At 49.5% G+C, this 13,087-nt stretch carries 10 protein-coding genes and 2 tRNA genes; 6 read left to right on the forward strand and 6 right to left on the reverse strand.

Features of this window, described 5'->3' with window-relative positions; translation table 11 throughout:
- Positions 1-49: 49 nt before the first annotated feature.
- Both oppA and ACOTX4_RS12455 read right to left on the reverse strand, forming a co-directional pair.
- Positions 50-1,681: an oligopeptide ABC transporter substrate-binding protein OppA gene (gene oppA, locus ACOTX4_RS12450; protein ID WP_003856736.1), complete on the reverse strand. Its 1,632-nt coding sequence runs from the start codon at positions 1,679-1,681 to the stop codon at positions 50-52.
- 769 nt (positions 1,682-2,450) lie between these two features.
- Positions 2,451-3,098 carry a YchE family NAAT transporter gene (locus tag ACOTX4_RS12455; RefSeq protein ID WP_017384236.1) on the reverse strand — a complete coding sequence of 216 codons (648 nt, stop codon included), beginning with the start codon at positions 3,096-3,098 and terminating at the stop codon, positions 2,451-2,453.
- A gap of 480 nt (positions 3,099-3,578) precedes the next feature.
- Between ACOTX4_RS12455 and adhE the strand changes: the two genes are divergently transcribed.
- Positions 3,579-6,260: a bifunctional acetaldehyde-CoA/alcohol dehydrogenase gene (gene adhE, locus ACOTX4_RS12460; protein ID WP_022651362.1), complete on the forward strand. Its 2,682-nt coding sequence runs from the start codon at positions 3,579-3,581 to the stop codon at positions 6,258-6,260.
- 69 nt (positions 6,261-6,329) lie between these two features.
- Here adhE and tdk read toward each other — a convergent pair whose 3' ends face one another.
- The gene (gene tdk / locus ACOTX4_RS12465; protein ID WP_032634550.1) at positions 6,330-6,944 is read right to left on the reverse strand and encodes a thymidine kinase; all 615 of its coding nucleotides are present in this window, start codon (positions 6,942-6,944) and stop codon (positions 6,330-6,332) included.
- 550 nt (positions 6,945-7,494) lie between these two features.
- Between tdk and hns the strand changes: the two genes are divergently transcribed.
- Positions 7,495-7,908 carry a histone-like nucleoid-structuring protein H-NS gene (hns, locus tag ACOTX4_RS12470; RefSeq protein ID WP_003856724.1) on the forward strand — a complete coding sequence of 138 codons (414 nt, stop codon included), beginning with the start codon at positions 7,495-7,497 and terminating at the stop codon, positions 7,906-7,908.
- Positions 7,909-8,110: 202 nt separating this feature from the next.
- Here hns and galU read toward each other — a convergent pair whose 3' ends face one another.
- The 3 genes from galU to rssA form a co-directional block, all read right to left on the reverse strand.
- Complete coding sequence (gene galU / locus ACOTX4_RS12475) at positions 8,111-9,016, reverse strand: UTP--glucose-1-phosphate uridylyltransferase GalU (protein WP_003856723.1); 906 nt, start codon at positions 9,014-9,016, stop codon at positions 8,111-8,113.
- Positions 9,017-9,215: 199 nt separating this feature from the next.
- Positions 9,216-10,229: a two-component system response regulator RssB gene (gene rssB / locus ACOTX4_RS12480; protein ID WP_003856721.1), complete on the reverse strand. Its 1,014-nt coding sequence runs from the start codon at positions 10,227-10,229 to the stop codon at positions 9,216-9,218.
- 89 nt (positions 10,230-10,318) lie between these two features.
- Positions 10,319-11,221, reverse strand: coding sequence for a patatin-like phospholipase RssA (rssA, locus tag ACOTX4_RS12485; RefSeq protein ID WP_045333132.1), 903 nt, complete (start codon positions 11,219-11,221; stop codon positions 10,319-10,321).
- A 113-nt stretch (positions 11,222-11,334) separates the two neighbouring features.
- Here rssA and ACOTX4_RS12490 point away from each other — a divergent pair, with 113 nt between their 5' ends.
- The 4 genes from ACOTX4_RS12490 (at position 11,335) to ACOTX4_RS12505 (ending at position 13,044) form a co-directional block, all read left to right on the forward strand.
- Positions 11,335-11,799 carry a YchJ family protein gene (locus ACOTX4_RS12490; RefSeq protein WP_045333133.1) on the forward strand — a complete coding sequence of 155 codons (465 nt, stop codon included), beginning with the start codon at positions 11,335-11,337 and terminating at the stop codon, positions 11,797-11,799.
- Between the two features lie 41 nt (positions 11,800-11,840).
- Positions 11,841-12,683 carry a formyltetrahydrofolate deformylase gene (gene purU / locus ACOTX4_RS12495; protein ID WP_003856715.1) on the forward strand — a complete coding sequence of 281 codons (843 nt, stop codon included), beginning with the start codon at positions 11,841-11,843 and terminating at the stop codon, positions 12,681-12,683.
- Positions 12,684-12,840: 157 nt separating this feature from the next.
- Positions 12,841-12,925 (forward strand) — tRNA-Tyr (locus ACOTX4_RS12500).
- Positions 12,926-12,959: 34 nt separating this feature from the next.
- Positions 12,960-13,044: transfer RNA gene (locus ACOTX4_RS12505), tRNA-Tyr, on the forward strand.
- Positions 13,045-13,087: the final 43 nt, after the last annotated feature.

Below are 13,087 nucleotides of genomic sequence, written 5' to 3' on the forward strand. Positions count from 1 at the left end.
TTACAAAATAGACACAGTGGGGCAAGTTCGCTCGCCCCACGTATTGCCATTAATGCTTGATAATATAAAGATTCTTAACGGAAATATTATCCAACGGGTCTTTACCGGTATAACCCCCTACCCATGGTTTCACCAGGCGGGCGTTAACGTAGTAGTAAACCGGAACGATCGCAGAGTCTTTATCGAGCTGTTGTTCTGATTTGGCGTACAGATCGGCGCGCTGGGCGTCATCTGCCACCTTCAGGGTTTCGCCAATAAGCTTATCAAACGCCGGGCTCTTATAGTGTGCGGTGTTGTTCGAACTGTCGCTCAGCATGGTGTTCAGGAATGAGGTCGGTTCGTTATAGTCCGCACACCATCCTGCACGTGCCACGTCAAAGGTTCCCTGGTGGCGCGTATCGAGGAAGGTCTTCCATTCCTGGTTTTCCAGCTTCACGTTCACGCCGAGGTTTTTCTTCCAGATAGACGCGACGGCAATAGCCAGTTTTTTATGCAGATCGGAGGTGTTGTACAGCAGGCTAAAGGTCAGCGGCTTGTCGGCGGTATAGCCAGCTTCAGCCAGCAGTTTTTTCGCTTCTTCGTTACGTTTTTCCTGGGACCATTTGAACCATTCAGGTTCAACCAGCTTCATACCGTCGGTGTAAGGCGGGGTGTAGCTGTAAGCTGGCAGGTCGCCCTGATTCTTCACTTTATTCACGATAATGTCGCGATCCAGAGCCAGCTTCAGTGCGGTACGAACACGTACGTCGGTGAACGGTGCTTTCTGGTTGTTAATTTCGTAATAGTAGGTGCACAGATACGGATCGACGTGAACTTCTTTCGGGATCTCTTTTTTCAGCTTCTGGAACAGTTCAATCGGCATGTTGTTATAGGTCATGTCGATTTCACCACTGCGGTAGCGGTTTACGTCCGTCACTTCAGAAGAGATTGGCAGGTAGGTGACCTGATTGATAACAGTCTTCGCATTATCCCAATACTGCGGGTTGCGCTCCAGCACCATACGTTCGTTAACGACCCAGTCCTTCAGCTTATATGCACCGTTGGTCACGATATTCGCAGGCTGCGTCCATTTTTCACCAAATTTTTCTACCGCGGATTTTGGTACCGGGGAGACGGACGGGTGAACCAGCAGCTTATAGAAGTACGGAACAGGTTCGCTCAACGTCACTTCAAAGGTATTGGCATCGATGGCTTTTACGCCCAGGTCGGTTACTGGCTTTTTACCCGTGATGATGTCATCGATATTGGCAATATGGCCATACTGGAGGTAACTCGCATACGGGGAGGCGGTATTTGGATCCGCCAGACGCTGCCAGCTATAGACGAAATCTTCGGCGGTAACCGGCGTACCGTCGGACCATTTGGCATCTTTACGCAGATGGAAGGTCCAGACTTTAAAATCTTTGTTGTCCCATTTTTCCGCCACGCCCGGAGCCGGGTGGCCGTCTACGTCAGTCACCAGCAGACCTTCAAACAGATCGCGGTTAACGTTAGACTCTGGAACACCTTCAATTTTGTGCGGATCAAGAGACTGCACTTCCGCACCGTTATTACGTACCAGCGTTTGCTTCTCAGCCAGCTGAACACCAGCAGGAACGTCCGCAGCCATTGCAGCGTTGCCCGCGATTAGCGCAGTTAAAATCCCCGCCGCTACCAGACTTTTTTTTGTGATGATGGACATTGTGTTGATACTCCACTCATTATAATGACTGGCCTTCGCCAGTTGTGTAATCCCCTGTTGGGGCCTGTACAGCGCAGGAGTTTTTTTTGCTACTGTCAGGTTCTTTTTTACTTCTTGCTATCACCGACTTCATTATTACTGACCGCTCGTACGGCGGTCTTGCGTCGATTCTTTACACCTTTCCCCTGTCAGAGAGATGCATTGGATATCTTACGTGAGGGCTATATGAAAATAGTTCTCATCAACTTGTTTAATGCTGCAAAATATAAGGCCGGAAAGTACCAAATGGTGCCAACTCTCGCCAATACATTTTGCAAATTTGTTAAGCATTTCTCTTTTACGATGGCTGGCATAACTAAGGCGCTAACCCTGGCTTACGCCGAAATCAACAAAAAGAGATATAATTCATACAGATAAGAAATTTTGTTGCTCCAAACGCGACGACATGGCTTAGTTGAACGAATTTTCACGATAATTTAACAATTGATTATTATTTAGCACATTCGTCTGAGTCAGCATCGAAATTACTAATATCATTTCGGTTATCTGTCAGCAAGCCCCAGAGTATCATGTGAGTAAAATAACAGAGGGTTTGAGGGATTTATGCGCGGCAAGGGGAAATGAAAATAAACAACCTCTTGAAAAACAACAAAAGAGGGTTATTAGTAGAACTTATTATGACTGGCGCCTATTTCAACTTTATTTATATGATTTGCAGATAATCACGTAAAAAAAACGGAGCCGCTGGCTCCGCTCTTTCAAATGAAAGTCAGTGTACTAACCCGGGGAAAATACTTTTTATACCGGTAACGATAAATTCGATGCCCAACGCCATTAACAACAGACCCATGATACGGGTAATCACGTTGATGCCCGTTTGTCCCAGCAAGCGAACCAGCCATGGCGCCATACGAAATACGCCCCAGCAGCACAGCGCGAACAGCGCAATGGCGACGGAAAAGCCAATCAGGTGCATCAGGCTGTGGTAGCGCGTTCCCCAGACAATGGTGGAACTGATCGCCCCCGGGCCCGCCATCAGCGGCAGCGCCAGTGGCACAACCCCAATGCTCTCGCGGATTGCTGTCTCTGATTTTTCCTGCTTGTTCTGTTTATCCTCCCCCAGCTTGCCGCTGATCATCGACATGGCAATCGTCACCACCAGGATCCCGCCTGCTATACGGAACGAATCAATCGAGATGCCGAAGACCTGAAGAATGGCGTCCCCGAGATAAAGAGACGTAAGTAGGATGATCGCCACCGACAGGTTTGCCGTCAGGTTGGTTTTATTTCGTGCCGCAGCCGTCTGATAGCTGGTCATACTGATGAAGACAGGGATGATCCCTACCGGGTTAACCAGAGCAAACAAGCCGATAAAAAACTTGAAATATGTAGGGAAATCAAAGAGCGTTTGAATCACATTAAGCTCCGCAATTGAGCATGTCCGGGGAGAAACTGCGTGTCATGATAAATCCGCGCTGAAGATACGCTTTTTAGCCGCACACTTCACCAGAAATCTGTTCTTAAACGTTATCAATTCATGATGTTAAACATTTGTGTAATCAATGATATCGCCGCTTCCAATAGTTACTTAATTATTTAACAGTAGAATAATTAGCACAAAATAACCCTGCTGAAAGGTATCAGCTTAGGACAAAATTGATCTCGATCATAATTTTCGTACTCAGAAGTGAGTAATCTTGGTTACGCCGCCAGGGAGATCACCTATCAAAAAGGTATGATGCTAAGGTAAGGCTCTTTTAGTAAATTAGTGAGCTGGAGCAGTGAGTAATCCTTTGTTTTACTGTGTGTTACGCAAGTGGGATCGGCTCTGACTATACTGTCAGACGTATCGAGCGCTGGTTTACTAAAAGAGTTTAAACATTATCAGGAGAGCATTATGGCTGTTACCAATATCGCTGAACTGAACGCCCTCGTCGAGCGCGTAAAAAAAGCCCAGCGTGAATATGCCAATTTCACCCAAGAACAGGTTGATAAAATCTTCCGCGCGGCCGCTCTGGCTGCTGCTGATGCTCGAATCCCTCTCGCTAAAATGGCCGTTGCCGAATCCGGCATGGGTATCGTTGAAGATAAAGTGATCAAAAACCACTTTGCTTCAGAGTATATCTACAACGCCTATAAAGATGAGAAAACCTGCGGTGTGCTGTCAGAAGACGATACTTTCGGCACCATCACCATCGCAGAACCGATCGGCATCATTTGCGGTATCGTTCCAACCACTAACCCAACCTCTACCGCCATCTTCAAATCTCTCATCAGTCTGAAGACACGTAACGCAATCATTTTCTCTCCGCATCCACGTGCGAAGGACGCCACCAACAAAGCAGCAGATATCGTGCTTCAGGCAGCCATTGCTGCGGGTGCGCCAAAAGATCTCATCGGCTGGATCGACCAACCTTCTGTTGAACTGTCCAACGCTCTGATGCATCACCCGGACATTAACTTGATTCTGGCGACCGGTGGTCCTGGTATGGTTAAAGCAGCATACAGCTCCGGTAAACCAGCCATCGGCGTAGGCGCAGGTAATACTCCTGTTGTGATCGACGAAACGGCAGATATCAAGCGTGCAGTTGCTTCTGTGCTGATGTCTAAAACCTTCGATAACGGCGTTATCTGTGCATCTGAACAGTCTGTTGTCGTGGTTGATTCGGTATACGACGCCGTTCGTGAACGTTTCGCCAGCCACGGCGGCTACCTGTTGCAAGGTAAAGAACTGAAAGCCGTTCAGGACGTGATTCTGAAAAATGGTGCGCTGAACGCGGCTATCGTAGGTCAGCCAGCGTATAAAATTGCTGAACTCGCTGGCTTTAGCGTTCCTGCTACCACCAAGATTCTGATTGGTGAAGTGAAAGTCGTTGATGAAAGTGAGCCGTTTGCTCACGAGAAACTCTCCCCAACGCTGGCAATGTACCGTGCGAAAGATTTTGATGACGCGGTAGAAAAAGCAGAGAAACTGGTGGCAATGGGCGGTATCGGCCACACCTCTTGCCTGTACACCGATCAGGATAACCAGCCTGAGCGTGTTGCTTACTTCGGTCAGAAGATGAAGACGGCACGTATCCTGATCAACACCCCTGCTTCTCAGGGTGGTATCGGTGATCTGTACAACTTCAAACTCGCACCTTCCCTGACTCTGGGTTGTGGTTCCTGGGGTGGTAACTCCATCTCTGAAAACGTTGGTCCAAAACACCTGATCAACAAGAAAACCGTTGCTAAGCGAGCTGAAAACATGTTGTGGCACAAACTTCCGAAATCTATCTACTTCCGCCGCGGCTCTCTGCCAATCGCGCTGGATGAAGTGATTACTGATGGCCACAAACGTGCGCTCATCGTGACTGACCGTTTCCTGTTCAACAATGGCTATGCAGACCAGATCACCTCTGTTCTGAAAGCGGCTGGCGTCGAAACTGAAGTCTTCTTTGAAGTTGAAGCTGACCCAACCCTGAGCGTTGTACGTAAAGGCGCTGAACTGGCGAACTCCTTCAAACCTGATGTGATCATCGCACTGGGTGGCGGTTCCCCAATGGACGCTGCGAAAATTATGTGGGTGATGTACGAGCATCCGGAAACTCACTTCGAAGAACTGGCGCTGCGCTTTATGGATATCCGTAAACGTATCTACAAGTTCCCGAAAATGGGCGTGAAAGCGAAAATGATCGCCGTCACCACCACTTCCGGTACTGGTTCAGAAGTGACGCCATTTGCCGTTGTGACTGATGACGCAACCGGTCAGAAATACCCGCTGGCTGACTACGCACTGACGCCAGATATGGCTATCGTTGACGCCAACCTGGTCATGGAAATGCCGAAATCACTGTGTGCGTTCGGTGGTCTGGATGCGGTCACTCACGCTCTGGAAGCTTACGTGTCCGTACTGGCTTCTGAGTTCTCTGACGGTCAGGCGTTGCAGGCGCTGAAACTGCTGAAAGAAAACCTGCCAGCTTCTTACAACGAAGGTTCGAAAAACCCTGTTGCGCGTGAACGTGTACACAGTGCGGCCACCATCGCGGGCATTGCGTTTGCTAACGCCTTCCTGGGTGTCTGTCACTCCATGGCGCACAAGCTGGGTTCACAGTTCCACATTCCTCACGGTCTGGCGAACGCCCTGTTGATCAGCAACGTTATCCGCTATAACGCCAACGATAACCCAACCAAGCAAACTGCATTCAGCCAGTATGACCGTCCACAGGCGCGCCGTCGTTATGCTGAAATCGCAGATCACCTGGGTCTGAGCGCACCGGGCGACCGTACTGCCGCGAAGATCGAAAAACTGCTGGCATGGCTGGAAAGTCTTAAGGCGGAACTGGGTATTCCTAAATCTATCCGCGAAGCAGGCGTTCAGGAAGCTGACTTCCTCGCTCACGTAGATAAGCTGTCTGAAGATGCATTCGATGACCAGTGTACTGGTGCTAACCCGCGCTACCCACTGATTTCCGAACTGAAACAGATCCTGCTGGATACTTATTACGGTCGTAACTTCACTGAAAGCGATGTCGCAGCCGTAAAAGTTGAAATCCCCGCAGTTGTAAAGGCTGAAAAGAAAGCGAAGAAAAACGCTTAGTTGACAGTGTGATAAAAAACCCGCCAGCGGCGGGTTTTTTTATATCTGAGGATCGGTAAAACATTCATGTTATTTTCGATTGTCGCCCTGTAACGCCGTCAGCGAGCCTACAGCCAGCGCCTCTTTATAATGCTTGCGGCAGACCGAGACATAACGTTCATTGCCTCCTATCACCACCTGCTCGCCATCAGCATAGGGTTTACCCGACTGGTCCAGGCGAAGAACCATACTTGCCTTGCGGCCACAAAAGCAGATTGTTTTCAGCTCAACCAGCTTATCCGACCAGGCGAGCAGATACTGGCTGCCGGCAAATAACTCCCCACGAAAATCGGTACGTAATCCATAGCAAAGAACGGGAATATCCAGCTCATCAACGACCTCTGAAAGCGCATGGACCTGCTCACGGGTCAGGAACTGGCTTTCATCTACCAGCACGCAATGGACAGGCTTAGAGGCATGCTCGACACGAATGTCCTCCAGCAGGTCCGTTTCAGGGTTAAACAGCCTTGCAGGCGATGAAAGCCCTATTCTTGAGCTTACCTTCCCTGCCCCAAAGCGATCGTCGATTTCGGCGGTATAAACAACGGTACGCATCCCCCGCTCCTGATAATTGTATGAGGATTGCAGTAACGCCGTCGATTTCCCTGCATTCATTGCCGAATAGTAGAAATAAAGTTGTGCCATTGGCCGAAGAACCCTAATCAATGTGAAATATTCCCGATGGATCATTGTACCATATTTTGTACCGTCATCAGCGGCGAGCAGCACACTCCAGCCTGCCATGCACCCGTAAATCCTTCGCGAGTAGCGCAAAATAATGCGTTAAAACAGGCAGTAAAGGCATTAAACACTGACAATAAGGTGAGACCGCAACCAGAGATAACACTTCTTTTTATAGTGTCTTCTTCGTTCATTAAAATTCACTATTTATTAACTATTCCTGGCTTCGCTGCGTTTACACGGGGTAATACAAAAGGCTGATATTTATCAACCGCAACTATAATTCCTGAGGTAAAAGTCACAAAACAAACATGCAAATGACGCGCTTTTGCCGTTTGAAACGATATCTCGCAGCCCCAACAAACAATGAAATTTAAGTTAGCGTAATTAATAATAGCGTCGTTTATTTTGTATTTTTTGAATTCCTTACATTCCCACCTATTGCACAAGTGAAATTAAGGCTCTATTATTAGGACAACAAACCCACCCCCATTATAAGTTTGAGATTACTACAATGAGCGAAGCACTTAAAATTCTGAACAACATCCGTACTCTTCGTGCGCAGGCAAGAGAATGTACCCTTGAGACGCTTGAAGAAATGCTCGAAAAATTAGAAGTTGTAGTTAACGAACGTCGTGAAGAAGAAAGCGCAGCTGCGGCTGAAATCGAAGAACGTACACGTAAACTGCAACAGTATCGCGAAATGCTGATTGCCGATGGTATCGATCCAAACGAATTGCTGAACAGCATGGCTGCGGCTAAAACCGGTACCAAAGCAAAACGCGCGGCACGTCCTGCTAAATATAGCTACATCGATGAGAACGGCGAAGAGAAAACCTGGACCGGCCAGGGCCGTACTCCTGCTGTAATCAAGAAAGCAATGGACGAACAAGGTAAACAACTGGATGACTTCCTGATCAAGGATTAATCTGGAAAGATTCTGAAAAATCCCGCTTAATGCGGGATTTTTTATGCCTGTAATATTCGCCCGAACATCTCCTTACATTCTGTCATATTGTGAGGCTCCGTATTTAACGTCCTTGACAATCCCCCGCCAATTACAGAGTGACAGGCATAAAAAAACCGGTGGGCGACGCCACACCGGTCTTGTTCACAGGCTGGTGAGTTTATTACTTTATACCCACGCTACCTTTGAGCCAGGCTTTAAATTCTTCACCCAGGCTGTTATGGCGAATACCATATTCGACGAATGCCTGCATATAACCGAGCTTATTCCCGCAGTCATGGCTCTTACCTTTCATATGGTAGGCTTCCACGGTCTCTTTCTCGATCAGCATATCGATAGCATCCGTCAGCTGGATTTCATCGCCCGCACCCGGAGGCGTTTTCGCCAGCAGCGCCCAAATTTCAGCGCTCAGTACGTAACGACCAACGACAGCAAGGTTAGACGGCGCGACGTCCGCTTTAGGTTTTTCAACAACGCCAACCATCGGTACGCTTTCGCCAGGTTGCAGGTCAACACCTTTGCAGTCAACCACGCCGTAAGCGGTCACGTCGTCGACTGGCTCAACCATAATCTGGCTGCTGCCGGTTTCGTCGAAGCGTTTAATCATTTCCGCCAGGTTTTCCTGGGAAAGATCGGACTCGTACTCATCAAGGATCACATCAGGCAGAATAACCGCGACCGGCTCATCACCCACTACAGGATGTGCGCACAATACTGCATGCCCCAGGCCCTTCGCCAGGCCCTGACGAACCTGCATAATGGTAACGTGTGGAGGACAAATAGACTGCACTTCCTCCAGCAGCTGGCGCTTAACGCGTTTTTCCAGCATTGCTTCGAGTTCGAAACTGGTATCGAAATGGTTTTCGATAGAGTTTTTAGATGAATGCGTCACCAGCACAATTTCGGTGATACCTGCTGCAATACATTCATTCACGACATACTGGATTAATGGCTTATCAACCAGAGGCAGCATCTCTTTTGGGATTGCCTTCGTCGCTGGCAACATCCTGGTACCCAATCCCGCCACCGGGATAACGGCCTTTCTGACTTTCGAATTAAGGGCAGCCATTGAAATTCTCCTGAACTGTTCAAGTTTTGAACTTTTATGCATTGAATAACGCGTTGAGTATACAGTCTCAGCCACTAATACGGGTCTGAAAAGAACGCGTTGCCGATCAATTAAGACAAATACGCATGAAACTTGCAGCGATAGTAGCACTGCCAGCAAAAACACAGGTAAAGCAATCTGAAAAATAAAATCTGACTGCTTACTCCGTGGACAACATTAAGCGTAACCGCCCTCCGGCACCCCAAATTTGGCACTGCCAGGAGGTGCAGCGATGGCTAATTTGATTAAGGTAAGTATTTCCCAGCGTACCCAACGGCACGCCGTTACTCACCTGAATATGGTGTTCGCCAGTATTCAGTGTGGCATTTAATCCCGCAGACACCAAAATAAGGTTATTCAACCCGCTGTGATAATAGCCAACCAGAAGCGGGAACTGCCCCGGTAAATTGGCCTGGCGAAAAAGTTGGTTGACCTGTTTTAGTAAACTGCCTAGCTCAGGAAGTCGTTGCCCCTGATGGGATAATTGTTCCTGTAGCAATCCATTAAACAGCGCCCGGAGTAATAAGGCCGCCAGAACGCCGTTATCTCCCGCTCGGGTAACATCCAGGCAATAAAAAGCGAGGTCGGAATCCGAGAGCGGCGCAATATCCAGCACCAGTCCAGGCTGGTCAGCCGCTACCAGCTGGCGATAATTTACTCTGCAATGAGAGATATTTTGCTGCACCGGCGGCTGAAGTTCCTGAAGCAGCTTCGCGGCCGCGAGAGGATTACTGACTAAAGCATCCCAGTCCTGGAAAAGACGTTCTTCTTCTTCCACCCGGGAATTAAACATATTGGGATACAGGCAGGCCAACACCGTTTCACGCAGACGGTTCAAATCTTTAACCGGTTTGAGCAGAATATCCTGCACACCTAAACGCAACGCCTTAGCAATATCCGCCATATTTTCGGTGGCCGAGATCACCAGTATCGGTGTCTGATAACCTTCATTACGCAGGTTTTCTACCAGCATTAATCCGTCCATGCGCGGCATCTCAAGATCGCAGATCATCAGATCCGGCGCCATGCTGGCCATTTTTTCCAGTGCCTCGACGCCATCTTCGGCAAGGGACGTGGTTGCACCCAGTGAGGATAACCACGAATCCAGTAGCGATCGGAAAACGGGCTCGTCTTCTACTATCAAAATATGTTTTCCGGCCAATGGCTGTGTCATGGTTCCTCCCCTGGCTGACAGTTACTCAATAGTGGCATGCTATTGGTACTATCGCCTGTCAGATTTTGCTGAAGTAATCAAAAAAGTGCTCAACGTGCTGTACGCACAAAAGGCAACAGTTCATCTATTTTCTTTTCGACGGCTAACGAGCCCGCAGCTATGGCGGCCTCAGCCCGGTGGAAATCAAGGGTAGAGATTTGTGGACAATAGGGTTGAATAAGAATATCCGGAGGATCGCCAGCCATACGGTTTCGCTTCAGGCGATTCTCAAGAATTTGAATAGAGGTCGTCATGATTTCAATGGCGTTCGGTGCGGTCACCGCGCGACGGGCAGCCAGGCGCCCTATTCTGCCGCGTAATCGAGCATGCCAGGCAAGTTTCTCCTCTTCCGTGTCATCGCTCTGAAGATTAACCGGCATCAAATCCTGCTGCATAAGGTGAGCGTCGTGCTGTAAATCCACGGCAATGACGATATCCGCCCCCATGGCGCGCGTCAGAGAGACAGGGACAGGATTCACTACGCCACCGTCAACGAGCCAGTAGCCATTGTGAGGCACAGGCGCCATTAATCCAGGCATACTACAGGATGCACGAACGGCGAGATGAATATCCCCTTCGGTGAGCCATAACTCCCTGCCCGTACTGAGGTTGGTTGCAACGGCCCCGAAAGGCATTTGGCAGTGGCTGAAGTCAGCGAGGGGCATTATCTTGCGAAACTGATTGAAAACGCGTTCGCCGCGCAACAGGCCGCCACGCTGCCAGGAGAGATCCATCAGGCGCAGCACATCCCAGTAACTGAAGGAGCGCACCCAGCTTTCAAGCTCCGGGAGCTTACCGCAGGCGTACGCGGATCCGACCAGCGACCCGATAGAACATCCTGCGACAATATCAACGTCAATCCCCATCTGGTTTAAGGTATTGATAACGCCAATATGTGACCAACCCCGGGCTGCACCTGAGCCCAACGCCAGTCCAATTTTTACCTTTCTCATTAGCCCTGTTTTACTTCCCCTGGATTCCCGACATAGCGTCAACGCACCTGCTCAGTTAACATATTGCTACCTTAAGCGTTTAACGCCTTATTTTTTGTTCCAGGAAGAGAATCGTGTCTCAACTCTGCCCCTGTGGTAGCGCTCTGGAGTATAGCCTATGTTGCCAGCGATATCTTTCTGGCAAGCAGGTTGCACCAGACCCGTCACACCTTATGCGCTCGCGGTATACTGCTTTTGTGATCAAAAACGCAGACTACCTGATTAAAACCTGGCATCCGTCCTGCCATGCTGCCGATTTTCGCCAAGAGATTGAAGCCGGATTTGCCAACACCGTCTGGCAGGGCCTCACCGTCTTTGAAGCCGCTCCCGGCCGCGATGCCAACGAGGGCTATGTCAGTTTTGTCGCCCGCTTTAGCGAACAAAACAAACCCGGCGCCATCATTGAACGCTCACGGTTCTTAAAGGACAGCGGGCAATGGTATTATATTGACGGCACACGTCCGCAATTCGGTCGTAACGATCCCTGCCCCTGTGGTTCAGGAAAAAAATTTAAAAAGTGTTGCGGCAGTAATGCCTGACAACTCAGACTTCGCAAATACATAAACAGGATTTCCCGGCGATGCAATCATTACAACGTAAAGTTCTGCGCACTATCTGTCCCGATCAAAAAGGGCTGATCGCACGAATTACCAACATTTGCTACAAGCATGAACTGAATATCGTGCAGAACAACGAGTTCGTTGACCACCGTACCGGTCGCTTCTTTATGCGTACCGAACTGGAAGGCATTTTCAACGACACAACCCTGCTTGCCGATCTGGACAGCGCCCTGCCGGAAGGCTCGGTGCGCGAGCTGAACCCGGCGGGCCGTCGCCGTATTGTCATTCTGGTCACCAAAGAGGCGCACTGCCTGGGCGATCTGCTGATGAAAGCCAACTACGGTGGCCTGGACGTCGAAATTGCCGCCGTCATTGGCAACCACGAGACGCTGCGTACGCTGGTAGAACGTTTCGACATTCCGTTTGAGCTGGTCAGTCACGAAGGCCATACCCGTGAAGAGCACGACAACCTGATGGCTGCTGCGATTGAAGCGCATAACCCGGACTACGTGGTGCTGGCGAAATATATGCGCGTGCTGACGCCATCCTTCGTGGCGCGCTTCCCGAACAAGATTATCAACATCCACCACTCCTTCCTGCCAGCCTTTATTGGCGCGCGTCCGTATCACCAGGCATACGAGCGTGGGGTGAAGATCATTGGCGCAACCGCGCACTACGTGAATGATAATCTGGATGAAGGCCCAATCATCATGCAGGACGTGATTCACGTGGATCACACCTACACGGCAGAAGATATGATGCGTGCCGGCCGTGACGTTGAGAAGAACGTACTAAGCCGTGCGCTGTATCAGGTACTTGCCCAGCGCGTCTTTGTGTACGGCAACAGAACGATTATTCTTTAATCCCTCGGAAAATGAATTGATTAGCTTTACGCCTTTGCGGATAAAAAGCAGGCAAACAGTTTCATTTTCCTAAAGGAATGCTTTACAGGGGCGTCTCATTTGATATGATGCGCCCCGCTTCCAACAGGAAGCAGGCCAGTTAAAAGCATTACCCCGTGGTGGGGTTCCCGAGCGGCCAAAGGGAGCAGACTGTAAATCTGCCGTCATCGACTTCGAAGGTTCGAATCCTTCCCCCACCACCATCTCCAGCTTTACCTCAAAATATGAATTACCCCTGGTGGGGTTCCCGAGCGGCCAAAGGGAGCAGACTGTAAATCTGCCGTCATCGACTTCGAAGGTTCGAATCCTTCCCCCACCACCATCACTTCCAGATGCTACAGCACTCTCTCAAAGCACAATGCCCC

Source organism: Enterobacter cloacae complex sp. IR5459 (assembly GCF_049238005.1).
In the GTDB taxonomy this organism is placed as follows: domain Bacteria; phylum Pseudomonadota; class Gammaproteobacteria; order Enterobacterales; family Enterobacteriaceae; genus Enterobacter; species Enterobacter hormaechei_C.

What these genes read in the sequence shown, in the direction of transcription:
- oppA (WP_003856736.1), bottom strand. Translation starts at nt 1,681, where the DNA reads ATGTCCATCATCACAAAAAAAAGTCTGGTAGCGGCGGGGATTTTAACT.
- adhE (WP_022651362.1), top strand. Translation starts at nt 3,579, where the DNA reads ATGGCTGTTACCAATATCGCTGAACTGAACGCCCTCGTCGAGCGCGTA.
- tdk (WP_032634550.1), bottom strand. Translation starts at nt 6,944, where the DNA reads ATGGCACAACTTTATTTCTACTATTCGGCAATGAATGCAGGGAAATCG.
- hns (WP_003856724.1), top strand. Translation starts at nt 7,495, where the DNA reads ATGAGCGAAGCACTTAAAATTCTGAACAACATCCGTACTCTTCGTGCG.
- galU (WP_003856723.1), bottom strand. Translation starts at nt 9,016, where the DNA reads ATGGCTGCCCTTAATTCGAAAGTCAGAAAGGCCGTTATCCCGGTGGCG.
- rssB (WP_003856721.1), bottom strand. Translation starts at nt 10,229, where the DNA reads ATGACACAGCCATTGGCCGGAAAACATATTTTGATAGTAGAAGACGAG.
- rssA (WP_045333132.1), bottom strand. Translation starts at nt 11,221, where the DNA reads ATGAGAAAGGTAAAAATTGGACTGGCGTTGGGCTCAGGTGCAGCCCGG.
- purU (WP_003856715.1), top strand. Translation starts at nt 11,841, where the DNA reads ATGCAATCATTACAACGTAAAGTTCTGCGCACTATCTGTCCCGATCAA.